Here is a 26,220-nt window from a genome sequence, read left to right as displayed (position 1 = left end):
TGGCGGATGTTAGCAAAAATAAATCGCAAATGTAACAAGTTTGTGATCGTTTATTTGATCATTATTCAATGATACTTGGTAGCTCGCTTAAGGGGGTATTTCATCACTGAGTCATGACAGCTAACAGCGGTTGACGCTTATATACAGAGAGTTCGGCAAGAAAGCCCAGCAGGTGTGGCTGAGCATACTGGAGTTACACGTTGTCCGTCGGGCTAGCCTCATCTGTTTGATTTTGAAGCTGTGCTTGCTCTTGCGCTATCCTTTCTCGCTCAGCTTTGGAAATATATTTTGGTTTATTACTGTGGTGTACTTTTGAATTGGCTTGTTTTTGGCGTTTCTTCAATTCTTGATTGATTTTCTTTTTACGGTTCATGATTGTTAAACGATTAAGCTAAAGTAACGGCTATTATAGCGAAGAATAACCCTGAGCATAAGGACCTGCTGGATGAATATATTAGTGATTGGCGCGTTAGGAACAGTAGGACGCCATTTAGTACCACAGTTAGTAGCACAAGGGCATCAGGTGCGTATCAGTTCGCGCAATCCTGATAAGCCCAGTCCTTGGCCCAATTTGCCTTGTTCACGATTCACTTTGGATTTACTCGATGTTTATTCCATCAGTAAAGCCCTTGATGGTATCGAGCTTATCTATTACATGATGCATGGCATGAGCGATGGTGAATTATACAGTGAGGTAGAACAACAAGCCGCTCGTAACTTAGTGGCCGCAGTGCAGGGCACACAGGTAACACGCATTATCTACCTAGGCAGCTTAGTTTCAGGCAACCCTCATTCAGAGCATATGAAATCACGCGTTGCCACGGGGCATATTCTGGCTAGCTCTGCTATTCCTGTGACCGAATTGCGAGCTGGTATTATTGTGGCCCCAGGCTCGGCTGCTTTTGAAGTGATGCGTGATGTAGTCGGGCATATTCCTGTATTCTTTTCACCTACGTCAATTAAAACGTTAGCCCCGCCCATCGCGATAAAAAATGTGGTGTATTATCTGGCCGCCTTAGCCTCACTTCCTGAGTCAGCAGGCAAGATTTACGACGCCATTGGCCCCGACTGGCTCAGTTATCAGCAAATGATGCAACGATTAGCTAAGCGTTTGGGTAAGCCATGTCATATTTTCGCGATCCCCGGCTTACCTATTAGCTGGACGCAGCGAGTGCTGGGCATTATTACCTCTGTGCCTAAATCATTAGCCCAAGCATTATTAGCAGGTTTGGATGAGCCATTACAAGGTAATGGTAAATCATTGCAATCGTTGATACCTCAACCATTGTTAAATTTTGAACAAGCCATTGATGAAGTATTACAAACTGAAAAAATTACCGTTTACCCTAAAGAGTGGCAGGATGGTGTGCCTGAATTTCGAAATTTCTCTTCGCTACATGGCTTTTATGCCAAAAAGGCCAGCCACCGACTTGAGATAAATGCAAGTTGCGCTGATGTTTGGCGAGTACTGAATCTACTAGGTGGAGAACATCGCTATTTTTATGGTGATTTCTTGTGGGCGATGCGCGAATGGATAGATCATATTTTTGCTGGGCAAGGTAGAAACCATGGTCGTGACAGTAAGGAAGCACTAATAGAGGGAGAACGAGTTGACTCATGGCGGATCTTAAGCGTGATCCATGAGCGTTTATTGGTTATGAAATTTGGCATGAAAGCGCCCGGTGGTGGTGGTATGCAAATCAGATTAACGCCATTGAGTGAAGAGCGTTGTGTGCTACAAATCGATTTACTTTGGCATCCTGCGGGTTTTTTGGGGCTAGTCTATTGGTATTTTTTTGCACCATGGCATCGGCTGTTACTCAATGGCATGGCCAACAGTATTGCCAAATTAGCTAAATAGGATATTATGCAAATTAATCAATGTATTATGTTGTATTTTATAAATATTTCTGGGCTTTAAGGAGGTAAAATGGCATTTTCTGATTCAGAGCGCGAAGCGCTATTGGCGCTTAAAGGGGTCGGGCCTACGGTGCTGAAAAGATTTGAAGAGATAGGCATAGAGACGTTTTCAGATTTAGCAAAATATCGAGCTGATGATATCGCAGAGATGGTTGCTTCAATGTTGCGCACAACCTGCTGGAAAAACAGTCCCCAAGCCAAGTCAGCCATTGAGGCCGCTATTGCTCGGGCTAAACAAGGCCTCTAAACAGCCTGAAATCACATGAATTGTTTATGACAAAACTTTATTTAGTATTAGCCATACTCGGTACGGTGCTGCCCTATGGCGCTTTTGTACCTTGGTTGTTCGCAAATGGTGTCGACATTGTTTTATTTGCTGAGCAAGCGACAGTAAACGCTATCAGTACTTTTGCATGGTTAGATGTGTTGGTATCGGCGATCGTTTCACTGGTTTTCATTGTTGTTGATGGTACTCGCAATCGAATCAAATATTACCAGGTCGCCATTGTTGCAATCCTAACCGTTGGTGTTTCTTGTGGTTTACCTTTGTATCTATATTTAAAGGAAAAACAGCAAAAAACCAGCGTACGATGCTAGATCATGTACTGGGTAAAAGCCTTGCTCGTAGCCTACTTCATGGGTTGCTAGGGTAATGGATAACATTATGAAACACGGCTTGCTCTGTCCCCAAATTTTTATAGCCATGTGGTTGATGAGCATTAAAACGCACGGCCTGACCCGCTTTTAATGGATGCCATTGATCAGCAAAGAGAACAGCCATCTCACCACTAATGCAAAGTATGTGTTCTGTTACGCCTAAATTATGAGGTTCAGATTGGTGCTGATAATGAGGTGCCAAACTAATTTCAAAAATTTCAAAGCCAAGGGTTTGTTCAAAAGGGAATAATAGGCTGACAAAGAATCCCTTATTTAAGCTTTCTTGGCGCAACTCGGCGGCATCTCTAAACATACTCTCAAGTATTTCTCTGCCTGGCGGGGCAATAAAGCGAGAAAAAGACGTATTAAAACCTGATGCGATTTGCCAAAGCTTAGCCACAGTGGGGCTCGATTCTCCCCGTTCAATTTGACCTAACATCGCTTTACTGACGCCTGTCGCTTTCGCTGCAACGTCTAGACTCCAGCCTTTTTCTTTTCGTAATTGTCGTAGGTTTTCCCCAACTGATTTATCCGGTTGCATATTATTCCTTAATCTTTTCTTGTGCGTTATAGCGCACAAGTGTTATGTTGTTTGTATGTTATAACGCACAAACAGTAATGGAGAAAGGATGAAGATTAAATTTTCACACATTAGTACCGGATTTATTGCCGTTTTTATTGGTTATGCCAGTGCAGCAGCCATTATTTTCCAAGCAGCAACCAGTGCTGGCGCCTCCCAGGAGCAGATCACTTCATGGTTTTGGGCCTTAGGCATCGGTATGGGCGTATCGACTATTAGTTTGTCATGGCATTTTAAACAGCCAATTGTTACTGCTTGGTCAACGCCCGGGGCTGCGCTATTAGTGACCTCATTACAAGATGTGACAGTTGGGCAAGCGGTGGCGGCTTTTATGCTTTGCTCGGCATTGATCACTTTGGTAGGCTTGTTAGGCTTGTTAGGCTTGTTAGGCTGGTTTGATAAACTTTTATCGCAAATCCCAACCGCCATCGCATCGGCCATGTTAGCTGGGGTGTTGTTGCAATTTGGGCTGGGGATATTTACAGCGTTACTCGATGAATGGCTGCTAGTGGTAGTCATGCTTGCGGTTTATATCATCGCAAAGGTTCACTGGGGGCATTATTTGATCCCTGGGATCTTGGGAATTGCAATTTTGCTCAGTGCGCTAACGGGTAAATTAGATACTTCAATGATGGAATTTGGCCTATCAACGCCAACGTTTATCAGCCCTGACTTTCAATGGCTCACTCTAGTTAGTGTTGGCATCCCTTTATTCATTGTTACCATGGCATCGCAAAATTTGCCAGGGTTTGCGGTATTAAAGGCCAATGGATATCAGGTTAATGCATCGCGTATTATCACTGTAACCGGACTAACTGGTTTAATACTGGCTCCTTTAGGTGGGTTTGCATTTAATCTAGCAGCACTCACAGGGGCGATTTGTATGAGTGACAATGCGGATAAAGACCCCAAATTACGCTATTTAGCAGCTATCGCAATGGGCGTATTTTATTTGTTAGCCGGGGTATTTGCAGCCAGCTTTGTATCGCTGTTTACGCTTGTTCCGAGTGCGGTGGTCATGACCTTAGCAGGTTTAGCTTTAATGCCAACTTTGTGCCGCTGTTTAATGAATGCGCTGGTGGATTCCACTGATAAAGAGCCTGCATTAATGGCGTTTTTATTAACGGCGTCTGGCATTAACTTATTGGGGATTGCCAGTGCATTTTGGGGATTATTGCTGGGGATGATTTGCTACTGGTTGCAACAAAAAAGGATGGCTGTCGCATAATCAAAATCAGAGGCAACAGGCTAATATTAATAAGGAGCAATAAATGCTCCTTATTAAAAAGAATTAAACGCATTTTTTAGAAAGGCTTAGGTGCGTAACCTGTTACTTCTTTAACGCCTAAATCACGTCCTAGAGCCGTCATAGGATGTACCACAATCAAGCCTTTAACTGACTTTTTTAATGCGCCCATATCGGCTTGCTCTTGTTTGGTTAGCACACGTTTAAATGGCATTTTAAGTACGGCAGAGCCTTTATTGCCAATCTCGTAGGTTTGCTTGCCTTTAGCAGCCTTTAATAACTTTTCAACCTTGGCAATTTCTTGGTTGAAATGTTTGATCATGGCTTCATCTTTTCGCTCATAGGCCGCGCTAAGTTTACGTTTAAACTTGTCTAACTTGTTATTAAAGTCTTGTATCTGCTTTGTAAAATTCATTTTGTTACCTGTTTATTCTATAGAGCGAAAAGCGGGTGATTATTCAATATCAACTTAGCGCTTTTTGCGTAATTTCTGTTGTTGCTGGCTTAGTTCAAAGTCAAGTTCATCGGGTGTGATCACTAAGCCATCTTCATCGGTTTTAGGGAAAATAACCACCGCCAGTTGATCGTCTTCTAAGCCAGGAGTCCAGCGAGATTGCCAAGTTTTAAGGGGAATAGCCTCTGCCTTACAATGGTCCCAATCACCGGTGGCCCAAGCTTCTGCAAACTCTTTATTTGGCCACACAGGTACACAGTCTTCGTCATCGGTGTTAAGCATGACACAACCGTGCTCGTCGGTTAGGATCCAAAGCTCTTCTTGCTTGACCGCTTCTTTGACGAGGTATTGAAAGCGTCTTTCCACGTCGTAGGCTTCGATATTAGCTAGTTGGGTTGGATCTAAAGACATAAAGAATTCCTGTGCTGGTTAGAAAGCAAAAACCATGGCATTTTGCTTTAAAATATACTGGGGTATTGATGGGCAGATTATAACCTGATTTAAACCAATTTGGGCTTATTTTGTCGCAAACTCTTTGTTTAGGTAATCAACAATATCTGACGATTCATACAGCCATCGCGTTTCACCTTTTTCATCAATGCGTAGGCAAGGCACTTTAACGCGGCCACCACCAGCTAACAAGTCGGCTTTATGTTGTGGGTCGTTTTGCGCATCACGACATTCAATATTCACTGACAATCGCTTCATTTGGCGGCGAACTTTGACGCAAAATGGACAAGCATTAAATTGATACAAAGACATTTTGGCTGTGCGACTATCAATTTCTGTTTGCGCTACTGGGCTGCGTTTAACGCCTTTTGGCGTAAAAATAGCGTTTAAAAGCAAGATAATGCGACCTAAAATCCAACGGACAATTTTCATCAACCTACATCCTAATTACTGTTGAGAATTGAGAGCGCGCGATAGTACCACAAATAAGAATAAACGCATTAGCCAATGAAGCTTAGATTAATGAAAATGAATACCTATTAGTCCTAGCTGATTAAAGGGCCAATGAAGAGACAGACATCGCTGAGGTTAAAAAATATAGCGGAATAATATGCTGCTAAAGAGCGAGGCATGCCATACTTTATGAAATGGTTTAGGCTGTGTGATCAAGTGGGCAGCCACCAATAGGGTGCCAGGTGCTCCGCTTTCACCATTTAATCCGCCTTAGTTTAGATGCATCAAATTGATTGTTTGATGATATCTGTGAGCTAACTAAGAGTAGTTGTACCGGATGTAAGGAGGTATTCAATTTATCTTTATGCACCCACAAAGCAAGGGTAAAAAACATGCATATAGCCAAAGAAGACATAGTTATCAAGATGGCGATCCCTGGCGCGGTGATCCGTCAACAAATGGATTTTGGGGATGCGACGGGGTTAGGGAAAATAAGTGGTGAGTATTTCAGTTTAGCGGCTGGCGTTGATACTGCTCCGCTTTTCCAAGGGCTGGATGGCAACCTGTGTCAGTGTCCTCACTGGGGTTATGTTTTGCGCGGGCAATTAACAACCACGGATGCCAATGGCAAAGAAGAGGTAGTTAACACGAGTGACCTTTTTTATTGGCCGCCCGGCCACAATGTCAAAGTAAGCGTGGATGCTGAGATAGTGATGTTTAGTCCTCAGCAACAGCACAGTCATGTTATCAATCATATGATTGATAAAGTAAAAGGATAACAGCTGCTTAATCTATTCACAGGTTGTAGCATGCCTGTGAACTCCATTTGTCCATGAAATATCCGCTCAGCACCAGCCGCTGTGTCGCTGCGGTGCTACTCATTGTTCTAATCATAGTGTTAAAGGTGATATTGTTAGCTAAACCTTAGCTAAGTTGAGAGTGCGATTTTGAACAAAACGAATAAAAACCCTGATCCTTTGGTGTGTCCGATTTGCGGTGAAGGGAATGCATGTGTAAATCTTGGTAATAAAGACATAAGCCAATCATGCTGGTGTAATGACCCATCGATTACCTTTCCCGAAGATTTGTTAGCTCAGATCCCGCTTGCGCAACGACGCAAGGCTTGCGTTTGTCGTTCGTGCGCATTAAAACATCAAGAAAATAAACAAGTTAAGTGAACATTGTGCGGTAACAATATGGGGCTTGGCAATGAGCTGTCTACCGCGCCCCCCTGTGCTTTTGTGAACTTTGGTGGTGGTTTTACTAACAGTGGTTATACCTTGTTGACGAACTAAACCTAAAAATTTTCTTGCGACAGGAGCCGCGACATGTGGCTTACTCGTCGGAGCAAAAATGTTGTTAACTGTGCAGGGTAATCAACGGATACCGCACTTTTAACAGAATCCCGATTAGCTAATGCACTGCGCCATTGGTTGCATTTTGGCAAACTTTTAAATGTTTGCAGGTCTATAAAGCTATCGAATACGTCAAAGTATCGAAAAATGGGTCCGTATACCGCATCAATCAAGTGAAATGCTCCACCTGTAAAATACGGAAATCCCGCTATTGCACTCTCAATGGCACCAAACTTCTCTTGTATTTCAATGTGTATTACATCGAAGTCAGATTTGCTTTTTGCGTTGTAGAGGTTGGCTATTTTACCCAATATGCTCGTGCCAAATTCAATCCAAGCCCGATGTAATGCTTTATCAAAGCTATCCATCGGATGTAGTGAAGCAGCTGTTATTTCATCTAAATACTCGCAGATGATCGCTGACTCAAATAATGCTGGTTTTTCATCAACCAGTAGCAGTGGCACTTTCCCCATAGGGGAGCATTGCTCAAACCAATCCGGCTTATTTGCCAGATCTATGTCGATCCGAGTGTAGGGGATGCGCTTCTCCTCCAACACAATAACGGAGCGCTGCACATAAAGGGCATAATGTATGGGCGATGAGTTTAAGTTTAGGCTGCTTCATCAAGTACTCTCTCTTCATTACCAATTTTGCTGTCAAAGTAACTGCTTATTGCGTATCGACCATCACCAAGGCTAAGTTGAACCAGCGCCATTAAGGTAAGAAATAACGGGTACTCCCAACCACCGCCTGTGTTAGTAAAAAGCCATCCATTTGCCGCGTGAGCCCACGTAGAGCCAAGTAAAATAGGAATAATCAGTGCTGAAAATAGTCGGGTGTTAAACCCCAATAGCAATGCCGTTCCTGTGATCACTTCAAATATGAACACGATGTAAGCCAGTGTTTCGGGTAAGCCGATAGAGGCAAAAAATTGCGCGGTTCCCGCGAGGGTGAATACCATTAATTTTAGGTAAAGACTGTGAGTCAACAGCACTGTGCCTAGTGAAAGTCGCAGCACAAAAGCGCCAGTATCTGAGTTAAGTAATCGTTTTTTCATTGTATTATTTCCTGTTTAAGTAGATGCGTACATAGTAGCGATTGCATTTTGGCAAGTTAATTAGCAATATGTGCAAGTTGATATTGCAAATTTGCAAGGAATGAATTTGGATTGGAATTCTCTTAAAGTATTTTTGGCGATTGTTCGTCATGGCTCCTTATCAAGTGCGGCTACTGAATTGGCGGTAAACCACTCGACTATTTTTCGGCGTTTGAATGCATTTGAGCAGGAGATTGGTGGGCAGCTATTTGATCGCAAAAACAACCACTATGAATTGACGGCATTAGGCCATGAACTGCTCGTGCTTGCGCGAAACATTGAAGAATCGTTTGATAGCATTGACCGCCACCTTGTTGGCAAAGATATTCAACCAAAGGGAGTGGTGAAGCTCACCGCGCCGAACAATATTGCTTATCGTTATTTACCCCAATACATTGCCGCGTTTAATCGGCGATATCCAGAAATACACATTGAAGTGCTGGTTAGCAACCAAGCGTTTAATATGTCTAATCGCCAGGCGGACATTGCTATTAGAGCAACAACAACGCCGCCAGAGCACTTGGTTGGCAGGCAGGTGGCTACCTTGAATTGGAGTGTGTTTGCCAGTAGCAAGTATCAAGGGCAATTGGCTTTGCCGAAGAGTTGCGACGGGTTGGCTGAGCATAACTTGATTGGTGCGACAGGCAACATGGCCCGTTTGCCCGCTTTTAAATGGCAAGATAAGCATTACCTAGATAGGATTACAACTCGCTGTGATGACTTAACAGCCATGTCTTATCTCGCTGAAGCGGGTCACGGCCTAGCCTTGCTACCCGATGATCAAGCGCGGCCAGAGCTGATCAAGTTATTTAGTATTCCTGCGCTCCCACCGAGTAAAATCTGGCTGTTGACTCATCCTGACTTACGCAATGTGGCAAGAATCAAATTGGTGATGCGGTATTTAACCACCTGTTTTGCAAAAGAGTGGGCTGTTGCGACTTAGTGGAATGATTGGAGATAAGCATTATGAAACAAACGAGTGAAACAGCAGCTGAATCGACTTGCCGTTTATGCGGTGAAGCGAATCAACATCACATTTTCGCAGGCGATAGTGGATAAAGTGCCACCAGCGGTTAGGGGAAAGCGTGTATTTGTCGAGCCAGTGCATTGAAGCATCAGCAAGATAACACGAACGCAGTTTACGTATTTTCATTAAACTGCGCTTTTTGAACAATGAAGTTTACAATGAAGTCCGAGGTTACAATTGTTTACCAAGGCTTCTCAATCATCACTAGATACAGGGCTTCAACTTTGGCCCGTGCCCATGGCGTTTTACGTAAAAATTTAAGGCTTGATTTAATACTTGGGTCGTGGGTAAAACAGCGAATGTTGATCCTAGCGCCTAGCTCTTCCCAGCCATAGTAATCAACTATTTCGGTAAGCAGTGTTTCTAAGGTGACGCCGTGCAGCGGATTGTTCGCTTGAGTCATGTATAAGGCCCAGTGTGGTAAAAAAAGGAGGTATTATATACCCAAGCGCGTTGAAATGCATAAACGGCGTGTTTAGTTTAATTTTATGGGTGCTATGGGAAACTGAAACTTTCTTGGCTATTAAGCCAAGTAGGGTACTTTTTCATCACACTTAAAAACAAACGAGAGTTGATCAACTGCTCAAGCCAACTGCGCAGGTGAGGGTAAGGCGCATTGGCAAACCATTTCGTATCCACCATTGAAAACTGACGTATAAAGGGGGCGATGGCTAAATCAGTCATGGTGAGTTGTTGACCGAGTATGTAGTGGGTTTGACTTAGCTGCTGTTCAAGTTCTGCAATGAACAGACAAGCTTGCTCTCGATAGTAAGCTTCATCATGTTCGGGATAGCGATCGGCGTACTTATACTTATCGAGCCAGCCTTTAAACTCGAGATCATTGCGTTTGATCCACCCTTGCATTAGTGCGGGTGAAGATGGCAGTAGCTTAAGGGGATCAGACAAACTAAGTGCCCAGTGCATAATATCGATGCTTTCTTCAAGCACATCACCATTTTCCAGTAGCAGTACCGGCACCGTGCCCTTAGGTGAAATAGCTAACATTTGCTCAGGTTTATGTTTTAGTTCAATTTCACGTAAAGAGACAGACTGGCCGCTTGCCGCAATAGCAAGACGCGCTCGCATGGCGTAAGGGCAACGTCGAAAGGAATATAAAATAGCGGTCATTATCTTTGATTTTTTGGTCAAACAGGTAAGTAGCTTATCATAACTTTTGCGTTGGTTTTATACCCAGCCAACGCGCCATATTGATGAGTCTTTTAACTCGCGCCAGTTGATCGGATATTCATTAGCGCTGTAAACCGCTTGGGTCACGCAATGGATAACCTTGCCGTCTTCATCGTATGCCACTTCGGTAATGGCAAAGTGTTTTTCTTTATTTTCAGGTGTCACTTTTGTCCATTTACTGTGTAACAGTTTTTTCGCCAGTACTTGGTTCATTGTTTTTTCCATCCAGTGCAATTTAGGAGGCCCACTTTATACTCCCCACTTTATACTCTTAGTTACGCTATTTTGGCTGTGATGGTTCAATGCCTGCTATTTAACAGTATTTGCTCTGACACCTTAGGGATATTTCTTGGTAACAGGATGCAACCCGCCCCTCATCTATGACATAATGCGCCGCTATTTTACATAGCTTGATTGAACTGTCACTTTCGCGGGCTAATCTGGCTACATTTACCTTAGATAATCGGAAATTAACGTGCTTACAACTGCAAATCTGACCATACAATTTGGCGCAAAGCCACTGTTTGAAAACGTCAATGTTAAATTTGGCGAAGGCAACCGCTACGGCTTAATTGGGGCCAATGGCTGTGGTAAGTCCACTTTAATGAAAATTTTGGGCGGTGATTTAGAGCCGTCTTCAGGTAACGTATCAAAAGAGCCGAACGAGCGTATTGGTAAGCTAAAGCAAGACCAATTTGCTTATGAAGAATTTAGCGTGATCAATACTGTGATCATGGGTCACACCGAGCTTTGGGCGGTGCAGTCTGAGCGTGACGCGATTTATGCAAAAGCTGAAATGACAGATGAAGACGGTATTCGCGCCGGCGACCTTGAAGCGGAATACGCTGAAATGGACGGTTACACTGCTGAATCTCGCGCCGGTGAAATCTTAATTGGCGTAGGCATTCCGGTTGAATCTCATTACGGCTTAATGAGTGAAATTCCACCGGGGTTAAAACTGCGTGTGTTATTGGCGCAAGTGTTGTTTTCCGACCCGGATATCATGTTACTCGATGAGCCTACCAACAACTTGGATATCAACACTATTCGTTGGCTAGAAGATGTGCTGAAAGAGCGCAACTGCACCATGATCATCATTTCCCATGACCGTCATTTCTTAAACAGTGTTTGTACTCACATGGCGGATTTAGATTACGGCGAAGTGCGTTTATATCACGGTAACTACGATGAATACATGACGGCCTCAACACAGGCTCGTGAACGTTTGCTGTCAGATAATGCGAAGAAAAAAGCGCAAATTGCCGAGCTTAAAACCTTTGTTAGTCGCTTCTCTGCCAACGCATCTAAGTCTAAACAAGCCACGTCTCGTGCTAAGCAAATTGATAAAATTCAATTAGACGAAGTAAAGCCTTCTAGCCGTCAAAGTCCGTTTATTCGTTTTGAGCAAGAGAAGAAGCTGCACCGTCAGGCACTAGAGGTAAAAGGCCTTGGTCATCAATTTGATGAAGAGCTGTTCTCTGGTTTAGATTTAATGGTTGAAGTGGGTGAGCGTATTGCCATTATTGGTCCAAACGGTATCGGTAAAACCACGCTGCTTAAGTGTTTAGTGGGTGAATTAACGCCAACGGCGGGTACCATTAAATGGTCTGAAAATGCGCAAATTGGTTACTACGCGCAAGATCATTCTGAAGACTTCAGCGAAGATATGTTGTTACTTGATTGGGTTAGCCAATGGTCATCACCAGGTGACGACGAGCAAAGCTTGCGCAGTATTTTAGGCCGTATGTTATTTTCGCAAGACGACATTAAAAAATCGGTACAAGTGCTGTCAGGTGGTGAGCAAGGTCGTATGTTGTTTGGTAAGCTGATCATGCAAAAACCAAATATTTTGCTGATGGATGAACCAACCAACCACATGGACATGGAAACCATTGAAGCCTTGAACTTAGCCCTTGAGAACTACCCAGGCACTTTGATGTTTGTTTCTCATGATCGTGAGTTTGTTTCATCATTGGCAACGCGTATTATTGAAATAACGCCAACAGGCATTGTTGACTTCCACGGTAGCTACGATGATTACCTTCGCAGCCAAGGTGCTCAATAAACCTTGTTGTGAATAAAGCGTAAACCAATTTTTAGCCCCTACTTGGTATATCGCCAATCAGGGGCTTTTTCATTTTATTGCTTAGATGGTTTCTTTGATGATTTATCCCTAGGCAAGTTAGTAATAGTGAGCAATGACCATGACTATCATCACAGGTACGTTGAAGAAAATGCGCGCCGAGCTAGGCGACCCTCAAGCCGATAAAGCCGTGCAGTATTATTTGCCAATAGGCGAACAAGAGATTCATCTTAACCCCCTGATTGGAAAACCCTTCGCTTTTAGCTATACGGGTAATATCTACTGCAGTAGCTGTGGCAAAAAAACCAAGAAAAGTTACTCGCAAGGGCATTGCTTTGTTTGCATGAAAAAGTTGGCCAGTTGTGACATGTGTATAATGAAGCCCGAAACTTGTCATTTTGCTCAAGGCACTTGCCGTGAGCCGCAGTGGGCTGAGCAGTTTTGCATGACCGATCATTTTATTTATTTATCTAACACTTCTGGCTTAAAAGTAGGGATCACCCGCCATAGCCAAATACCAACACGTTGGATTGACCAAGGTGCAAAACAAGCACTGGCCATTTTGCGGGTGAAAAACCGCTTGCTATCAGGTTTAGTTGAAGTCGAGCTAGCCAAGCTGGTGGCGGATAAAACCAATTGGCGCGCCTTATTAAAAGGTGAGGCGGATGATTTAGATTTAGTGGCACAAGCCGAGGTGCTGTTGCCACAGATTGAAGCCCATCTTGCTGCGCTAACTCTGCAATACGGCGAAGATGCGATTAGCCGGGTGGAATTGCCATTACAAGAGATCCATTTTCCGGTGACAGAATACCCCACTAAAATTAGTAGCTTTAATCTTGATAAAGTGCCAGAAGTAAGTGGAGTACTGCAGGGGATTAAGGGCCAATACCTTATTTTCGATACAGGCGTGATTAATATGCGTAAGTATGGAAGTTATGAGCTCAGTGTTGACTTAGCTTAGTCTTTGCACTCATTTAATAAAGCCCATGAGGAATAGACTATTTTCTCATGGGCTGTTTACTATCTGCGTTGATTATATTTTCGACATAAAATAAAAATAATGTCAGTTGTTTTTATGGATTTAGTCATTTCGTTTAATTCTATGCGTTAAATCAACATATTTGATTGTCGATATGGGCGTAGATCATATTTATTAACTATCTCTTTTCCTAATTCTTGCCATTTTTATTCCCATTAGTTAAAAACACCACTGCAAGTGCAATATATAAAACTAACGACTGTTTATGCAGTTGAATAAAAAACAAACATAATAGGCGAGAGCATGAATCAACAAACATCACTGTTTGCCAAGCTGGCAAATGGCAGTTTAGTACTGCAAATAATAATAGGGATTTTAGCGGGGGTGGCCGTTGCTAGCTTTTCAAAAAGTGCGGCAATGGACGTAGCATTTTTGGGCGATTTATTTGTCGGCGCCTTGAAAGCGGTAGCACCGGTATTGGTATTTGTTTTGGTGGCTGCCTCAATTGCTAACCAAAAGAAAAATGCCCATACCAGCATGAAACCAATCATCATGCTTTATTTAATGGGTACCTTAGCTGCGGCACTGACAGCCGTGTTATTTAGTTTTGCTTTTCCAACGACGCTCGTTTTAGCGGGTGGTGTTGAAGGAAGTAATCCGCCACAAGGTATTGGTGAAGTGTTACATACTTTGCTATTCAAATTAGTGGATAACCCAGTTAATGCGCTGCTAACGGGTAACTATATCGGCATTCTAGCTTGGGGTGTGGGCTTAGGTTTAGCTCTTCATCACGCAACAACGGCGACTAAGCAAGTGTTTCTTGATGTCAGCCACGGCGTGTCAAGTATCGTGCGCTTTATTATTCGTTTAGCGCCGTTTGGTATTTTTGGTTTAGTGGCAGGCACCTTTGCGCAAACTGGTTTTGCTGCCATCGCTGGTTATGCCCAACTGCTGGCGGTGCTACTAGGTGCCATGCTGTTTATTGCATTGGTTGTTAACCCATTGATAGTTTACGTTAAAATAAAACGTAACCCGTACCCGCTAGTATTGAAGTGTTTACGTGAAAGTGGTGTAACGGCTTTCTTCACACGTTCAAGCGCAGCGAACATTCCAGTTAATATGGCATTGTGTAGCCGTTTAAAGCTTCATGAAGATACCTATTCTGTTTCTATCCCACTAGGTGCAACTATCAATATGGGCGGTGCGGCAATCACCATCACCGTATTAACTCTTGCGGCGGTGAACACCCTAGGCATTCAAGTTGACCTGATGACAGCGTTATTGTTAAGTGTGCTAGCTGCAGTGTCTGCTTGCGGTGCGTCAGGTGTTGCTGGCGGTTCATTACTGCTTATTCCATTAGCGTGTAGCTTATTTGGTATTAGTAATGAAGTTGCCATGCAGGTGGTTGCGGTTGGATTTATTATTGGTGTGGTGCAAGACTCTGCTGAAACGGCGTTAAACAGTTCTACTGACGTTATTTTCACGGCGGCTGCGTGTGAAGCGGACGCCAATAAGTCAGCGTAATTGACCAGTATAAATTTGCTAATACATAAGGGCTCATAAGAGCCCTTTTTATTTGTGTCTATTTTGCTGAAGGCGGCGTGTTAAAAGGCAATTTGAGTATAATAGAGAAAATTTTATAGGTTTGAGTGAAATGAGTAAATCTAAACTGACGGTAGTCGTTGGGTCAAAGAACCCAGTGAAAGTAAATGCGGCGCAAGTGTCAATTCAGCGTTTATATCCTGATCATGATGTAGTATGTGAAGGGATTGATGCGCCCTCGCTCGTGGCTGACCAACCCATGACCGATGCAGAAACACGTTTGGGCGCGGTGAATCGAGTTGAGTATTGTCAGACCAACCATGATGCTGACTTTTATGTGGCAATTGAAGGCGGTGTAGACAACTTTGTTGACGGCCCTGCGACATTTGCTTACATAGTGATAGCGCATCGCGGACTTCAGTCTGTCGGTCGCACGGCGCAATTACCGTTACCACATATGATCTACCAAGCTTTAGTAGCTGGCGAAGAACTAGGGCACGTGATGGATCGTCTATTCAATACTGACAATATTAAGCAAAAAGGCGGCGCCATTGCGCTGTTAACACAACATCAAGCCAGCCGTGGCAGTATTTATGAGCAAGGTTGTTTGTTGGCCATGGCACCTTTTATTAATGCGCCGCTTTACCAAGGATAACGATGATGCAATATGATTGGATTTTGTTTGATGCCGACGATACCTTGTTTCACTTTGATGCTTTTTTGGGGCTAAAAACCTTATTTAATCAATATGGACATGAGTTTGAACAAGCGGACTTTAATTGTTACCAAGCAACTAACTTGCCGCTGTGGACGGCTTATCAAAATGGTGAGATTAATGCGTTTGAGCTGCAGACACGCCGCTTTGAAGTGTGGGCTGAACGACTATCGGTTTCGGCAAAGCAACTTAATGATGAATTTATTGCTATTATGACCCGTGTTTGCACCTTATTACCGGGCGCGCGCAAGCTTATCAACTCTCTTCACGGCAAAGTAAAATTGGGTATTATCACAAACGGTTTTACTGCGATGCAACAAGCTCGGCTTGAACATAATCAGTTACAGGGCATTTTCGAGCCTGTTGTGATTTCTGAGCAGGTGGGCACAGCCAAGCCCGATGCAACGATTTTCCATCATGCATTGAAACTGATGGGGGAGCCCGATAAATCAAGGGTGTTAATGGTCGGAGACAATCTACATTCTGATATTTTAGGTGGTCAAAATGCGGGGATTAAAACCTGCTGGCTCAATCATCACCAAGCCGATATAGCTGCAAACATTATGCCCGATCATCAAGTATTTAATTTAGCTCAATTAGAAGCTTTACTCGACCAATGCAGTTAAACAATAGAGACACAATTTCGACCATTGTGTTTAGAACGATACAATGCCTTATCGGCATTGTTTAGGGCTGTTTTTATATCCTGATTGCCATCACATAAGGTCACGCCGGCACTGATTGTGATGGCGACAGGGAAGCGTTTCGTTTGTGATTGCAGTTTAATTTCATTGCGGATTTTTTCGGCAAACTCTAGGGCTCCTTGTTTGCCTGTGCCAGTTAATATGGCGATAAACTCTTCACCGCCCCAACGACCAATAAAATCCACTTCGCGAATATTCTCTTGCATTACCCGTGCTACTTGTTGCAAAACTTCATCGCCAGCAAGGTGGCCGTGTTGGTCATTTACACTTTTGAAATGATCAATATCAAACAGGCAAATGGACAGGGCAATGTGATGACGTTTCTCTTGTGCTAGGGCTTGAATCAAACGCTGATTAATGGCGCGACGGTTAGCTAATTTAGTCAGGGGATCCGTGGTTGCATCACTTTTATGCTTAAGCTCTTCAGTGAGATCATTAATTATTACGATACTGTGTTTCTTGTTATCGATGGAATAGGTTGCAATGGCAATTTTAGCTGGAAATAGATCGCCACTTAATTTTTTACCATGGAAGATAGCATTACGTTGTGACATAGGTTTGATTCGGTCTGACTGTTGAAATTCATTACGCAATGCTTGATGCTTTGACTTCACATCTGATGGCACGAGATCATCCACACTAATTTTATTTATACCTGATTCATTAAAGCCAAACAGTTTCATGGCCTCATGGTTAGCCGTAGTGATGATGCCATTTTCATTAGCTGACAAAATGGCGTTAGGCGCACATTGAATGATTAATTCTCGCTCTGTCATCTTAATGGCTAATTTTTTGTAAAGGTAGTAGATGAAAGCGATCGCTATGCTGCTTACAATGATCAGAAAATTTAATATAACTAGTAGTTTGTAAGTGGTTGAGCTGTAGGATTGCTCGGTTTTTTGTAGCATTGCCAAGGGATGCTCTTTTGCACTGTGTAAAATGGTCCTAAATGCCGCAATTGCTCGCGTGTCATCAACCTTTACTTTTTCATCGATCTCGGTGACCGAAGCACCGCTGGCGATCATTTCTTTCAGTATCGGCAACTTGGCCTGATATTCGCCAATTACGTATTGAATATCTAATACCTGATTAATATGCTCCGGTGTCAGTGATAAGTAACGGTCAAGGGCACTGATAGTCTGTTTTATTTGTGACTCCGATTTTTCTAAGTAATTATAATCTCGCCGGATCACTGCATTTTTAAAGTTATGAATAAATCCTCCATATCCAGAAACAATAATGGCTTGGTTGAGATGGGCGGACTTGTCCATCTCAAGATGAATATAGTTTTCCCAGCTGGCTTGAGCGTTTTGTATGTTGTTAAACAGGATGTAAAAGGATGCCACTAGAAAAGCAAAAAAAATGAATGTGAACGCGATTACTTTTATCGTTTTTCGTTGCGTTAACATGTTAGCTTCCTAGTCATATATAACTCTTAGGGTTGATATTACAAAGTGAAAATGACAACTGTCATAACTTCACAAGACACTTTAGTAACGAATAAAGCGTTTATTAGTAGTTAATGTATCGTTGTAAAATGCTTTAAAAGCAAGTGAGAATCCGTGATAGGTCCTTTTTATACTTTGCCCACCAGTATAAATTGCAGTTATGGGTGTAGATGTTGTTGGTGCATTTCTCTAATCAAAGGTAAAAAATCTTCAAGGGGACGATCCAATGAGCTAGCGCTGATGTAGATGTGGTAGCCAAGTAATTCATTGAGCAGAGCCATACGATGTCCCAGCATTGCATTTAATCCAGTATAACGGGTTTTGTTAGGGCTTAAATAATCCCGCACATCGAACATATGCTCACTGGCGCAGCTCGGGCAGTCAGAGTTGTAACGCATTGCCAGTACTAATAATGCCCTCTGTTCAACAATAAAATGGCTGGTTAAACGCGGGGATATAGAGTTTAACAACGCTTCAGGGTGGCGTAATTTAATGCCTAGATAATGAAGTGGCTCCCTTGCCCCAACTGTAGGAATATCGAAACGTTGTATGTCCTGCCAGGCTAAATGAAAGTGACCTTTGACATGGAAAAAAGTTAACCCAGTTTGATCTAGCTCTAAACTGGTTTCAGGTTCGAGTATTTTAGCTACCCCCAATATAACGGCAATAAACGCAGCCAAAAACAGCAGGAGCAAGTTAAGGGAATAGGCGGGCCATGTCAGCATGGCCGCCAGTAATAACATTAACGCAATAATACTGCCAAAAGTTAGGGTATAGGCATTACGCTTGGTATCGGGTTTAATTTTGATCATATGCCACTATTTATCTGAACGTTTTGGGATAAGGCGACTAAAATGGGCGAAGTTAAGTGAAAAAGCCACGCCTTGTCGCGTGTTTTTCGCGCTGAAAGTGCCTTTATGATGCTTCATTATCATGCTAACAATAAACAAACCTAAGCCTAGGTGCGCTTTGTCTGATTGAGTCGCGCGCACAGAAACTAACGAATCAAAGATAGTGCGAGCCATGCTCTCGGGTATTGAGTTACCTTGGTTATATACTTCTATTTGCCAATCTAGTTCATTGTCAGACAAGATCAACTCTATCTCACTCTTTTCCTCAGCAAAGTCAATGGCGTTGTCGATAAGCTTATCCAACGCCTGTACCAGTAGCTCAGGATATATTTCAGCTGTTATCTGTCTCTTCGTTTTATCTACAAAAATAAAAGCCTGTGATGGCCATGTATGTTGATAAGCAGAAGTTAGCTCTTGCAGCATGTCATTGATCGTGACAGTGTCTAACTCAAAATCGTTAAGGCTTTGTTCTAGCCTTTTGGCCTCACTCATCGCCGTGATCATTTGACTTAAACGAGTACATCCATTGGTTGCTCGCTGAATATAGGTGATTTGTTCTTCATCCAAATTTTGTCCTTGGGTAAGGTTATCAATAGATGAACGGATCACTGCTAATGGCGTTCTAATTTCATGGGACAGTTTAGCCGCTAAGCTACTCAGGTAATCGGTTTGCTGTTGTTTTAAGGCCAGTAGCTGGCTGAAGCTACGAGACAAACTGCCCAGTTCATCTTGGCTTGAGTTTAATGGCAGTTCACCTGTAAACTCCGCTTCTTGTTGCAGTTGTTGCAAAGCACTGGCACTTAATTTATTAATGCGCCAGGTTAACCAACTGGCATACGCGAATAGCCCACCTGCGGTAAAGATAAATGCCAGTAAGCTAATAAAAAACAAGCGATTAAAGGCTGAGCCCGCCAACCGGATAAGCACCTCTCCGCGCTGAGTCGCTACTAAATAATGGGTGGTTGTTGGATCCAATTGCAATGGTTGAACCATTAATAAGTGGCTTCGATATCCTTCTCTAAACCAAGTAGCTTGTTGAAATTGACTAATGAATTGCGGATAGACCAGTTGGCTTCGTTCAAATAATGGGCGCCATTCTGGTAATGCGCTGGTGTCGAGTAGCCAAGCATAGATCTTCTCCATTAACCAAAAGCCCGGTATGTCATTTTTAATGCGCTTTCCTGTTACTTGGCTTAGCAGCCAACCTTGTTGATCTACCAAGTACACTTCAATTCCTTGTTGGATCACTGGGGCAAGTATTTGAGTTATTTTATTGTCCTGATGCAATAAAGGCCGAAATGTATTTTGTGTACCTAGGCTAAATACTTGTCTATTGTCTTGGTATATTTGCCAGTCTAGGCTCAAGCCTCGGTTAAATTGGTTAAGGGGAAGTTTTATTTCTATTTGTGCCCCTTGTGCCACTTCACGCCAAAATCCAAGGTGACTATAACGCGGGTTCTGGCTATTCGCTGAACTAGAGAAATAAAACAGTCCTGAGCCTGCGGTACTTAAGGTGTACTCAGAGATCTGTTGCTGATTAGAGAGGCCTTTAAGTTTGAATTGCTCTCGTTCACTATGACCTGGGCGATCAAATCGGTTTTGGTCGGTACTGGTTGTGATCCATAAATATAGATGCTCACCTCTGTACTGGGCAGCTATGTTCAGTTGGCGTTGACCCTGTTCTAATTTATAGAACGGTGGCGTGGGTTGTTGCCAATCATTTTGATAGCCATCAAGTTGAATTTGATCTTGTGCTGGCACGGCATAGATTGCTGGGCCTAAGGTGTTGTGATGTCGCGGTGTAATGGCATCATTCTGATTGCTCAACACTAAACTGGCTGCACTCAGTGTATTTTCTAACAGGTTTTCTTGGCTACGTGCTAATACTTGCGTTATTTCTTGCATACTTTGGCAACCCGCCCAAGGTAGCCCTAGCATTAAAATCGAAATAAATAGCAGCTGCTTTTTTAATTTCACTCCGCGCTCCAGCGATAACCCATGCCATAAGCGGTGCGAATATGATCAAAGGACTGATCAAGGGATTTGAATTTTTGTCTGATCCGCTTGATGTGTGTGGTAATGGTGTTGTCATCTTGAACCACGTTAGCTGCGTCCATCAGTTGCTGTCTTGATTTTACTTGCCCTGGATATTTCGCTAATGCATGTACGATCCAAAACTCGGTCAGTGTTAACTCCACCGGCTGACCTTGCCAGCTGATGGTCATGGTTAAGTTGTCGATTAGCATCGGGCCCCGTGTCAGTGAATCACTCGGTGAATTTATTTGATTATTCAACGCATCAACGCGGCGAAGTAGGGCTTTTACACGTGCGACCATTTGCGGCAGGCTGATATCTTTAGTTAAGTAATCATCCGCGCCTAAGCGTAAGCCGGATACTTCATCGAGTTCACTGTCTCTTGCGGTGAGAAAAATAATCGGCAGGGTGGCCGATTGTTCTCGTAGCTGACGACAAAGATCAAAGCCACCTTCATACTCATCTGCCAGTCCAACATCAATAATGGCTAAATCGGGCAAGCCTTTACTGGCAAACTCATCCAAGGCTTGAGCACGGGTGGTATAAATATTAACGTTAAAACCCAAGCGCTCAAAGGCCGCTTTATAATTGGCTGCGATGGCGGCTTCATCTTCAACTAACGCTATCTGGCGCTTCATTCACTTTTCCTATTTATCAGTGATTTACCGTATGCATGTTAGCAGTTTTGCTTAATAATAAAATAGTCACATTTTATTCTGTTAGTTTGCCAGTAAGATCACGTTAATTAATTGTTATTAGGGTCTCTTCGGACGGTTCGTTCTAATATTAATAAAGACCGTTTTGTTGGCAAAGACGGTTGCTCACTAGCTGTCAGAATTTATCCGAAAGGAATTAAGGCAAGTATATGGTTTTCTTAAGAAGTTGTTTACTCTTAGCTTACATTGTTAGTGTTGACGCATGGGCTGAGAAAGAAAAAATTGTAGTGTGGGAGCAATTACTTTCGCACCCTAATAGCATTGTGCCTGAGCTTTTGATTAAAGCGTTAGACGTGACTAAAAGTGAGTTTGGCGATTATGAGCTGGTGGCCACAGACGCGATGGAACAAGGCCGTGTTATTCGCCATTTAGCGCAGCAACCGACCATTGACATTGCCGTTTTTGGGCCCAATAAGTTTCGCGAAAGTGTTGCGATACCAGTGCGGTTCCCCGTGACTGGCACCTTGTTGAGTTATCGCGTTTGTTTAATTCAAAATGGTAAACAATCGCGTTTTAATGGTTTGGCAAGCTTAAGGCAACTAATTGATTCTCATCTGGTGATTGGCCAGCATCAAGATTGGCCTGATACTTCGATAATGGAAGCTAACGGTTTAACCCTGTGGAAAAGTACCAAATACGCTATTTTATTTGATCAACTGAGTGTGGGTAGATTTGATTGTTTTTCACGTGGAGCCAATGAAATAGTTCAGGAGTTAGCCAGTCATCCAAATAAGGGGCTGGCGATTGAAAATAATTTTGTGATTTATTACCCCTTTCCCTTATTTTATTTTGTCAATAAAGCGAACCCGCGGTTGGCTGAACGATTGTCATTAGGTTTGCAAAAAGTTTATGATTCAGGTGATTACCATAAGATGTTTGAAGCTCAATTTGGCTTATCATTAACTCAGTTAAACCTAACAGAACGTAATATGATTGAGCTAAAAAATCCGCAGCTCACTCGGGCCACTGAACAAGCTATGACCCATTTTAAAGCCCAGTTTGATCCTTTAATCAAAAATGCTGGGCAAGCTCGATAATTAATTATTTAACCTAGTTAGCCCATTTTGTTGTAGGGCTTGGAGTAAGCAATGCAGTTTGAACAAATGCTAAAAATCTTAGCGAATAACGATGGTTCCGATCTTTACCTATCTACCGGTGCGCCCGCTTGTGGCAAGTTTCAAGGTGTATTAAAACCCATTGATAAAACGCGCTTTGAGCCAGGTCAAATAGAAGAAATAGCCTATTCTATTATGGATGGCGAACAAAAAATTATTTTTGATCAAGAGCTTGAAATGAATTTGGCTTTGTCTATTCATGGTGTAGGGCGCTTTCGTGTTAACATTTTCAAGCAGCGTAATGAAATATCAATTGTTGCCCGTAACATCAAAATGGATATTCCTCGGTTTGAGGATCTTAAGCTGCCAGAAGTGCTAAAAGAGGTGATTTTAACCAAAACGGGCTTAGTGTTATTTGTCGGCGGTACAGGATCGGGTAAGTCGACATCTCTCGCGGCCTTAATTGACCATCGTAATAATACTCAAGGTGGTCATATCATCACCATTGAAGATCCGATTGAATATGTTCACCAGCATAAAAAAAGCATTATTAACCAGCGTGAAGTAGGGGTAGACACGCGAAGCTTTCATGCCGCGCTCAAAAATACCCTGCGCCAAGCTCCCGATGTGATCCTTATTGGCGAGATCCGCGATCGCGAAACCATGGAGCATGCATTAGCCTTTGCTGAAACAGGTCATTTAGCTATTTCGACCCTTCACGCTAATAACGCCAACCAAGCATTGGATCGTATTATTAACTTCTTCCCAGAAGAGCGCCGTCCACAACTACTTAATGATTTAGGTAACAATTTACGTGCCTTTGTGTCACAACGCTTAGTGCCGACTGTTGATGGGAAACGTTGCGCGGCGGTTGAAGTGATGCTAGGCAGTCCAACTGTGCGTGACATGGTTAGGCGCGGCGATTTTAGTTTACTTAAAGAAGTGATGGAAAAATCAAAAGAGCTAGGCATGAAAACCTTTGATATGGCTTTGTTTGACTTAACAATTGAAGGACGTATTACTGAAGAAGAAGCGATTAAATATTCCGATTCACCAAACAACTTACGTTTGCGTTTTAAGTTGTATCACAAAGGCCAAGGCGAGGAGAGTAATACATCAGACGGAGAAACCATGACGACGTCATCGGGTTTATCGCTGAGTTTAGAGCCGATGGACGATCCGGAAGAGCCGGATTTATAGACTTTTCGATGGGTCCAAGGTAAGCCTGGACCCATCGCAAAAATGCTTATGGCATTACCACATCAGATCATCAGGAATTTCATAACCTGCATAAGGGTCATCCACTTCTTCATCAATTTGCGCTTGGGTTGCTGCGCTTTTCTCATGCAGTAATACTACCGCACTTTCGTCAATAGTATTCAAGCGCTGAGCGACTTGATCCAGTACGATATAAAAGCGTTCGTCTACTGTTACAACTGCTAGCAGACCCTTAATGAGATCTTGTTGCAATTTAGGGGTTACCCATAGCTTTTTAATTACATTTTCAAAGGTAAATTTATATTCAATTTCACCTTCAGTGTCTTTCAAGGCGTTACGTAAAATAATTTGTTTTACGCGCTCTTGTTGCTCTTTAGCTGCTGCCGCGACTCTTTTTTGCTCGTTAAGGGCGTCGTCCTTGAGCTTTTGTTCTAGGGCAGCCTTCTCAACTTCAAGCTGTACCTCGGTCTTTTCTATTGTGCCTTTTTTCTTTTTTTGCTTATTTTTTTTACGCTTTTCAGACTGAGCATTACGCGCGGCCTGTTTAGACACTAGGCCTGATTTTAATAACTGATCTGCTAAGGATGACATAAGGGTAAATCCACAATGAAACAAAACTTAATGATATTTTACCGTGTTTCAGTTGAAAGGCGAATGGAAACTTATGTGCCGTTATTATTACCATTGCCAACTGGTGTTGTTGCCATTTTTCAACTCCCACGATTCATGGATCAATGAAGCTTTATTTCCGGCTCCTGCGCCGAGTGCAATAAACAATGGGCGTAAGTGTTCATCTGTTGGATGTGATAAAGCCGCGGCTGGTGCTAGGCTGCGATATTGCAATAAGCTTGCTATGTCGTTTTTGCTCACTTTTTCTTTCAGCCATTGGCTAAATAATTTGGCCCATTCACTGGGCTCGCCTGATGTTGAAAATTCGGATAAATTATGGGTAACCATACCGGTTGTAATAATCATAATTCCTTGTTTTCTAAGCGGTATTAATGCCTCCCCTAATTGATGTAACTGTTTTAAACTGAAGTTTTTTGGCAGGCTTAGGCCGACAGTAGGAATATCTGCGTTTGGGTACATGAGGTATAAAACGGACCATGCACCGTGATCTAGCCCTCTAGCTATACCTCTGTGGCTAATATTTTTCGCCGTCAGGCAATTTGAAAGGTGTTGTTGTAACTCATGATTTGACTGTGCAGGGTAAATAATTTCACTTAACTGAGGTGGAAACCCCCAAAAATCATGTATGGTCGCTAAATTATCCTGCTGGGTAAAAGCTACTCCCTGCGTTTCCCAGTGGGGTGATACAATCACAATCGCTTTAGGTATAGCTATGTTATGACTTAGCGCTCTTAAAAAAGAATTGGCCGCACTTTGCTCAATCACACGCATTGGCGAACCATGCGAAAGAAAAAAAGCGGGCGCTATTTTAGTGGTCATGGTTTTTTTTCACCTTGTTTACGATTATGTTCGTGATTGGCCCACTTGGAACGACACCATTTGGATTTAATGCTTTAACTGAGTAATAGCCTTGCTTGATATGATCAAAGTGCACTGTTTCCCCTAGTTCATGATCGTATAATAAACGGGATAAATAGTGACTTAACCAGATGTAGTCTCGGATTGGTTTAATATTGCATTTGAATAAGTCATGATAGACACAGTCAAATCGAACGAGTGTGACAAATAGCCGTATATCAGCTTCTGTTAAATGCTGGCCAAGTAGAAATAATCGACCATCAGAGAGTCTGTTTTCTAGCACTTCAAGGGCATGAAATACGTCATCAACCGCCGCTTCATAGGCTTGCTGCGATTGGGCAAAACCTGCTCGGTAAACACCGTTATTTAACTCGGTATATAAATATTCATTAAGCTGGTTCAGCTGATCTAATTGTTCAATAGGACGTAAATTTGTTTTATTTTTTGCCCAGGGGGTAAAGGCGTTATCCAGCATTGTCAGAATGTCAGCAGACTCATTGTTGACTATGGTGTTTTGCTTTTTATCCCATAATACGGGCACTGTTGCACGGCCCGTCATCATAGGCTCTGCGAGTAAATAGAGTTGATATAAGTATGGTTTTTGGTGCAAATGGTCTTCAGTGGCACCACTAACATGGCGTGATTCAACACCAGCAAAGCACCAGCCAAAGTCGGTTAAATATGGCTCGACCACACTGATGGATATAACATCTTCTAATTGCTTAAGTTTGACTAATGCCAGTATACGCGACGCCCACGGACAAATATACGCGACATATAAGTGATAACGACCGGCTTCTGCCTTAAACCCTTTATTACCCGTTGGGCCCGCTGAGCCATCAGGTGTAATCCAATGTCTAAAGCTGGCAGTCTCCCGCTTAAAGTTGCCTTGATCATCTGTTTCTTGGTACGGATCCCAAGCCGCTTGCCAATGCCCATTGACTAACATGAGTTCTCCTTT

At 42.8% G+C, this 26,220-nt stretch carries 31 protein-coding genes and 1 pseudogene; 15 read left to right on the top strand and 17 right to left on the bottom strand.

What is annotated here, in order from left to right; all coding sequences use genetic code 11:
- Window positions 1-193: 193 nt before the first annotated feature.
- Window positions 194-373 (bottom strand): DUF2986 domain-containing protein, encoded by a 180-nt coding sequence (locus Q4519_RS15880; RefSeq protein ID WP_303513918.1) that lies wholly within the window; start codon window positions 371-373, stop codon window positions 194-196.
- Between the two features lie 72 nt (window positions 374-445).
- Here Q4519_RS15880 and Q4519_RS15875 point away from each other — a divergent pair, with 72 nt between their 5' ends.
- The 3 genes from Q4519_RS15875 to Q4519_RS15865 all read left to right on the top strand — a co-directional run bounded on the left by Q4519_RS15875 (window position 446) and on the right by Q4519_RS15865 (window position 2,517).
- The gene (locus Q4519_RS15875) at window positions 446-1,861 is read left to right on the top strand and encodes a DUF2867 domain-containing protein (protein WP_303513916.1); all 1,416 of its coding nucleotides are present in this window, start codon (window positions 446-448) and stop codon (window positions 1,859-1,861) included.
- A 69-nt stretch (window positions 1,862-1,930) separates the two neighbouring features.
- Window positions 1,931-2,167 (top strand): helix-hairpin-helix domain-containing protein, encoded by a 237-nt coding sequence (locus Q4519_RS15870; RefSeq protein ID WP_232799544.1) that lies wholly within the window; start codon window positions 1,931-1,933, stop codon window positions 2,165-2,167.
- Window positions 2,168-2,193: 26 nt separating this feature from the next.
- Window positions 2,194-2,517 carry a DUF2834 domain-containing protein gene (locus Q4519_RS15865; RefSeq protein WP_303513886.1) on the top strand — a complete coding sequence of 108 codons (324 nt, stop codon included), beginning with the start codon at window positions 2,194-2,196 and terminating at the stop codon, window positions 2,515-2,517.
- Between the two features lie 37 nt (window positions 2,518-2,554).
- Here Q4519_RS15865 and Q4519_RS15860 read toward each other — a convergent pair whose 3' ends face one another.
- The gene (locus Q4519_RS15860) at window positions 2,555-3,118 is read right to left on the bottom strand and encodes a helix-turn-helix domain-containing protein (protein ID WP_232799542.1); all 564 of its coding nucleotides are present in this window, start codon (window positions 3,116-3,118) and stop codon (window positions 2,555-2,557) included.
- Window positions 3,119-3,206: 88 nt separating this feature from the next.
- On the opposite strand from Q4519_RS15860, the gene Q4519_RS15855 reads away from it, so the two are divergent.
- Complete coding sequence (locus Q4519_RS15855; RefSeq protein WP_303513882.1) at window positions 3,207-4,385, top strand: benzoate/H(+) symporter BenE family transporter; 1,179 nt, start codon at window positions 3,207-3,209, stop codon at window positions 4,383-4,385.
- 76 nt (window positions 4,386-4,461) lie between these two features.
- Here the strand turns inward: Q4519_RS15855 and Q4519_RS15850 are convergent, their stop codons facing one another.
- From Q4519_RS15850 to Q4519_RS15840, 3 genes are all read right to left on the bottom strand, one after another.
- A complete protein-coding gene (locus Q4519_RS15850; RefSeq protein WP_232799540.1) occupies window positions 4,462-4,818 on the bottom strand; it encodes a YibL family ribosome-associated protein in 357 nt (118 codons plus the stop codon).
- A gap of 54 nt (window positions 4,819-4,872) precedes the next feature.
- Window positions 4,873-5,268, bottom strand: a complete 396-nt coding sequence (locus tag Q4519_RS15845) for a DUF2750 domain-containing protein (protein ID WP_232799539.1) — start codon at window positions 5,266-5,268, stop codon at window positions 4,873-4,875.
- Window positions 5,269-5,373: 105 nt separating this feature from the next.
- Window positions 5,374-5,739, bottom strand: a complete 366-nt coding sequence (locus Q4519_RS15840) for a glutaredoxin (RefSeq protein WP_303513880.1) — start codon at window positions 5,737-5,739, stop codon at window positions 5,374-5,376.
- A gap of 413 nt (window positions 5,740-6,152) precedes the next feature.
- Between Q4519_RS15840 and Q4519_RS15835 the strand changes: the two genes are divergently transcribed.
- A complete protein-coding gene (locus tag Q4519_RS15835) occupies window positions 6,153-6,539 on the top strand; it encodes a hypothetical protein (RefSeq protein WP_303513878.1) in 387 nt (128 codons plus the stop codon).
- A gap of 201 nt (window positions 6,540-6,740) precedes the next feature.
- On the top strand, window positions 6,741-6,938 hold the full coding sequence (locus Q4519_RS15830) for a cysteine-rich CWC family protein (RefSeq protein WP_303513940.1): 198 nt from the start codon (window positions 6,741-6,743) through the stop codon (window positions 6,936-6,938).
- A gap of 119 nt (window positions 6,939-7,057) precedes the next feature.
- On the opposite strand, the gene Q4519_RS15825 is transcribed toward Q4519_RS15830, so the two are convergent.
- Together Q4519_RS15825 and Q4519_RS15820 are read right to left on the bottom strand one after the other, a co-directional pair.
- On the bottom strand, window positions 7,058-7,690 hold the full coding sequence (locus tag Q4519_RS15825) for a glutathione S-transferase family protein (RefSeq protein ID WP_303513876.1): 633 nt from the start codon (window positions 7,688-7,690) through the stop codon (window positions 7,058-7,060).
- A gap of 35 nt (window positions 7,691-7,725) precedes the next feature.
- Window positions 7,726-8,172: a DoxX family protein gene (locus Q4519_RS15820; protein ID WP_303513875.1), complete on the bottom strand. Its 447-nt coding sequence runs from the start codon at window positions 8,170-8,172 to the stop codon at window positions 7,726-7,728.
- 106 nt (window positions 8,173-8,278) lie between these two features.
- On the opposite strand from Q4519_RS15820, the gene Q4519_RS15815 reads away from it, so the two are divergent.
- Both Q4519_RS15815 and Q4519_RS15810 read left to right on the top strand, forming a co-directional pair.
- Window positions 8,279-9,154 carry a LysR family transcriptional regulator gene (locus Q4519_RS15815; RefSeq protein ID WP_303513873.1) on the top strand — a complete coding sequence of 292 codons (876 nt, stop codon included), beginning with the start codon at window positions 8,279-8,281 and terminating at the stop codon, window positions 9,152-9,154.
- A gap of 36 nt (window positions 9,155-9,190) precedes the next feature.
- Entirely contained in the window at window positions 9,191-9,322 is a 132-nt protein-coding gene (locus Q4519_RS15810; RefSeq protein ID WP_303513871.1) for a hypothetical protein, read from the top strand.
- A 121-nt stretch (window positions 9,323-9,443) separates the two neighbouring features.
- Here the strand turns inward: Q4519_RS15810 and Q4519_RS15805 are convergent.
- The 3 genes and pseudogenes from Q4519_RS15805 to Q4519_RS15795 form a co-directional block, all read right to left on the bottom strand.
- Window positions 9,444-9,641, bottom strand: a pseudogene (locus Q4519_RS15805) (VF530 family DNA-binding protein); the annotation flags it as partial.
- A gap of 92 nt (window positions 9,642-9,733) precedes the next feature.
- Complete coding sequence (locus tag Q4519_RS15800) at window positions 9,734-10,366, bottom strand: glutathione S-transferase (RefSeq protein WP_303513869.1); 633 nt, start codon at window positions 10,364-10,366, stop codon at window positions 9,734-9,736.
- A 57-nt stretch (window positions 10,367-10,423) separates the two neighbouring features.
- Window positions 10,424-10,639 carry a TIGR02450 family Trp-rich protein gene (locus tag Q4519_RS15795; RefSeq protein WP_232799535.1) on the bottom strand — a complete coding sequence of 72 codons (216 nt, stop codon included), beginning with the start codon at window positions 10,637-10,639 and terminating at the stop codon, window positions 10,424-10,426.
- A gap of 262 nt (window positions 10,640-10,901) precedes the next feature.
- Between Q4519_RS15795 and Q4519_RS15790 the strand changes: the two genes are divergently transcribed.
- The 5 genes from Q4519_RS15790 to yjjG all read left to right on the top strand — a co-directional run bounded on the left by Q4519_RS15790 (window position 10,902) and on the right by yjjG (window position 16,371).
- Window positions 10,902-12,491, top strand: coding sequence for an ABC-F family ATPase (locus tag Q4519_RS15790; RefSeq protein WP_232799534.1), 1,590 nt, complete (start codon window positions 10,902-10,904; stop codon window positions 12,489-12,491).
- Between the two features lie 148 nt (window positions 12,492-12,639).
- On the top strand, window positions 12,640-13,470 hold the full coding sequence (locus tag Q4519_RS15785) for a DUF2797 domain-containing protein (RefSeq protein ID WP_232799757.1): 831 nt from the start codon (window positions 12,640-12,642) through the stop codon (window positions 13,468-13,470).
- A 321-nt stretch (window positions 13,471-13,791) separates the two neighbouring features.
- Window positions 13,792-15,012 (top strand): serine/threonine transporter SstT, encoded by a 1,221-nt coding sequence (gene sstT / locus Q4519_RS15780; protein ID WP_232799533.1) that lies wholly within the window; start codon window positions 13,792-13,794, stop codon window positions 15,010-15,012.
- 130 nt (window positions 15,013-15,142) lie between these two features.
- Window positions 15,143-15,685 carry an inosine/xanthosine triphosphatase gene (gene yjjX / locus Q4519_RS15775; RefSeq protein ID WP_303513864.1) on the top strand — a complete coding sequence of 181 codons (543 nt, stop codon included), beginning with the start codon at window positions 15,143-15,145 and terminating at the stop codon, window positions 15,683-15,685.
- 5 nt (window positions 15,686-15,690) lie between these two features.
- Entirely contained in the window at window positions 15,691-16,371 is a 681-nt protein-coding gene (yjjG, locus tag Q4519_RS15770) for a pyrimidine 5'-nucleotidase (protein WP_303513861.1), read from the top strand.
- Here the strand turns inward: yjjG and Q4519_RS15765 are convergent.
- From Q4519_RS15765 to pdsR, 4 genes are all read right to left on the bottom strand, one after another.
- Complete coding sequence (locus Q4519_RS15765; protein WP_303513858.1) at window positions 16,368-17,858, bottom strand: diguanylate cyclase; 1,491 nt, start codon at window positions 17,856-17,858, stop codon at window positions 16,368-16,370. The genes yjjG and Q4519_RS15765 overlap by 4 nt on opposite strands.
- Before the next feature lie 197 nt (window positions 17,859-18,055).
- Window positions 18,056-18,709, bottom strand: a complete 654-nt coding sequence (locus Q4519_RS15760; protein WP_232799530.1) for a DUF2982 domain-containing protein — start codon at window positions 18,707-18,709, stop codon at window positions 18,056-18,058.
- Between the two features lie 6 nt (window positions 18,710-18,715).
- Window positions 18,716-20,725 (bottom strand): ATP-binding protein, encoded by a 2,010-nt coding sequence (locus Q4519_RS15755; protein ID WP_303513853.1) that lies wholly within the window; start codon window positions 20,723-20,725, stop codon window positions 18,716-18,718.
- Window positions 20,722-21,420 carry a proteobacterial dedicated sortase system response regulator gene (gene pdsR, locus Q4519_RS15750; protein ID WP_232799528.1) on the bottom strand — a complete coding sequence of 233 codons (699 nt, stop codon included), beginning with the start codon at window positions 21,418-21,420 and terminating at the stop codon, window positions 20,722-20,724. The genes Q4519_RS15755 and pdsR overlap by 4 nt, the downstream gene beginning before the upstream one ends.
- 227 nt (window positions 21,421-21,647) lie before the next feature.
- On the opposite strand from pdsR, the gene Q4519_RS15745 reads away from it, so the two are divergent.
- Together Q4519_RS15745 and Q4519_RS15740 are read left to right on the top strand one after the other, a co-directional pair.
- Window positions 21,648-22,535: a hypothetical protein gene (locus Q4519_RS15745; protein WP_232799527.1), complete on the top strand. Its 888-nt coding sequence runs from the start codon at window positions 21,648-21,650 to the stop codon at window positions 22,533-22,535.
- Between the two features lie 51 nt (window positions 22,536-22,586).
- Window positions 22,587-23,753, top strand: coding sequence for a PilT/PilU family type 4a pilus ATPase (locus tag Q4519_RS15740; RefSeq protein ID WP_232799526.1), 1,167 nt, complete (start codon window positions 22,587-22,589; stop codon window positions 23,751-23,753).
- Between the two features lie 54 nt (window positions 23,754-23,807).
- Here Q4519_RS15740 and Q4519_RS15735 read toward each other — a convergent pair whose 3' ends face one another.
- The 3 genes from Q4519_RS15735 to Q4519_RS15725 form a co-directional block, all read right to left on the bottom strand.
- Window positions 23,808-24,362 carry a DUF2058 domain-containing protein gene (locus Q4519_RS15735; RefSeq protein ID WP_232799525.1) on the bottom strand — a complete coding sequence of 185 codons (555 nt, stop codon included), beginning with the start codon at window positions 24,360-24,362 and terminating at the stop codon, window positions 23,808-23,810.
- An 87-nt stretch (window positions 24,363-24,449) separates the two neighbouring features.
- Complete coding sequence (locus tag Q4519_RS15730; RefSeq protein ID WP_303513850.1) at window positions 24,450-25,220, bottom strand: class III extradiol ring-cleavage dioxygenase; 771 nt, start codon at window positions 25,218-25,220, stop codon at window positions 24,450-24,452.
- Complete coding sequence (locus tag Q4519_RS15725; protein WP_303513848.1) at window positions 25,210-26,208, bottom strand: glutathione S-transferase family protein; 999 nt, start codon at window positions 26,206-26,208, stop codon at window positions 25,210-25,212. The genes Q4519_RS15730 and Q4519_RS15725 overlap by 11 nt, the downstream gene beginning before the upstream one ends.
- Between the last annotated feature and the right edge of the window lie 12 nt (window positions 26,209-26,220).

Origin of the sequence: Motilimonas sp. 1_MG-2023 (genome assembly GCF_030547455.1) — a bacterium.
In the GTDB taxonomy this organism is placed as follows: Bacteria; Pseudomonadota; Gammaproteobacteria; order Enterobacterales; family CBDFNC01; genus Motilimonas.
Note: the sequence above shows the minus strand (reverse complement) of the source record. Positions and strands in the feature narration are given on the sequence as shown.

Coding starts and splice junctions, on each gene's coding strand:
- Q4519_RS15880 (WP_303513918.1), bottom strand. CDS start 373: ATGAACCGTAAAAAGAAAATCAATCAAGAATTGAAGAAACGCCAAAAA.
- Q4519_RS15875 (WP_303513916.1), top strand. CDS start 446: ATGAATATATTAGTGATTGGCGCGTTAGGAACAGTAGGACGCCATTTA.
- Q4519_RS15870 (WP_232799544.1), top strand. CDS start 1,931: ATGGCATTTTCTGATTCAGAGCGCGAAGCGCTATTGGCGCTTAAAGGG.
- Q4519_RS15865 (WP_303513886.1), top strand. CDS start 2,194: ATGACAAAACTTTATTTAGTATTAGCCATACTCGGTACGGTGCTGCCC.
- Q4519_RS15860 (WP_232799542.1), bottom strand. CDS start 3,118: ATGCAACCGGATAAATCAGTTGGGGAAAACCTACGACAATTACGAAAA.
- Q4519_RS15855 (WP_303513882.1), top strand. CDS start 3,207: ATGAAGATTAAATTTTCACACATTAGTACCGGATTTATTGCCGTTTTT.
- Q4519_RS15850 (WP_232799540.1), bottom strand. CDS start 4,818: ATGAATTTTACAAAGCAGATACAAGACTTTAATAACAAGTTAGACAAG.
- Q4519_RS15845 (WP_232799539.1), bottom strand. CDS start 5,268: ATGTCTTTAGATCCAACCCAACTAGCTAATATCGAAGCCTACGACGTG.
- Q4519_RS15840 (WP_303513880.1), bottom strand. CDS start 5,739: ATGAAAATTGTCCGTTGGATTTTAGGTCGCATTATCTTGCTTTTAAAC.
- Q4519_RS15835 (WP_303513878.1), top strand. CDS start 6,153: ATGCATATAGCCAAAGAAGACATAGTTATCAAGATGGCGATCCCTGGC.
- Q4519_RS15820 (WP_303513875.1), bottom strand. CDS start 8,172: ATGAAAAAACGATTACTTAACTCAGATACTGGCGCTTTTGTGCTGCGA.
- Q4519_RS15800 (WP_303513869.1), bottom strand. CDS start 10,366: ATGACCGCTATTTTATATTCCTTTCGACGTTGCCCTTACGCCATGCGA.
- Q4519_RS15795 (WP_232799535.1), bottom strand. CDS start 10,639: ATGAACCAAGTACTGGCGAAAAAACTGTTACACAGTAAATGGACAAAA.
- sstT (WP_232799533.1), top strand. CDS start 13,792: ATGAATCAACAAACATCACTGTTTGCCAAGCTGGCAAATGGCAGTTTA.
- yjjX (WP_303513864.1), top strand. CDS start 15,143: ATGAGTAAATCTAAACTGACGGTAGTCGTTGGGTCAAAGAACCCAGTG.
- yjjG (WP_303513861.1), top strand. CDS start 15,691: ATGCAATATGATTGGATTTTGTTTGATGCCGACGATACCTTGTTTCAC.
- Q4519_RS15765 (WP_303513858.1), bottom strand. CDS start 17,858: ATGTTAACGCAACGAAAAACGATAAAAGTAATCGCGTTCACATTCATT.
- Q4519_RS15760 (WP_232799530.1), bottom strand. CDS start 18,709: ATGATCAAAATTAAACCCGATACCAAGCGTAATGCCTATACCCTAACT.
- pdsR (WP_232799528.1), bottom strand. CDS start 21,420: ATGAAGCGCCAGATAGCGTTAGTTGAAGATGAAGCCGCCATCGCAGCC.
- Q4519_RS15745 (WP_232799527.1), top strand. CDS start 21,648: ATGGTTTTCTTAAGAAGTTGTTTACTCTTAGCTTACATTGTTAGTGTT.
- Q4519_RS15740 (WP_232799526.1), top strand. CDS start 22,587: ATGCAGTTTGAACAAATGCTAAAAATCTTAGCGAATAACGATGGTTCC.
- Q4519_RS15735 (WP_232799525.1), bottom strand. CDS start 24,362: ATGTCATCCTTAGCAGATCAGTTATTAAAATCAGGCCTAGTGTCTAAA.
- Q4519_RS15730 (WP_303513850.1), bottom strand. CDS start 25,220: ATGACCACTAAAATAGCGCCCGCTTTTTTTCTTTCGCATGGTTCGCCA.
- Q4519_RS15725 (WP_303513848.1), bottom strand. CDS start 26,208: ATGTTAGTCAATGGGCATTGGCAAGCGGCTTGGGATCCGTACCAAGAA.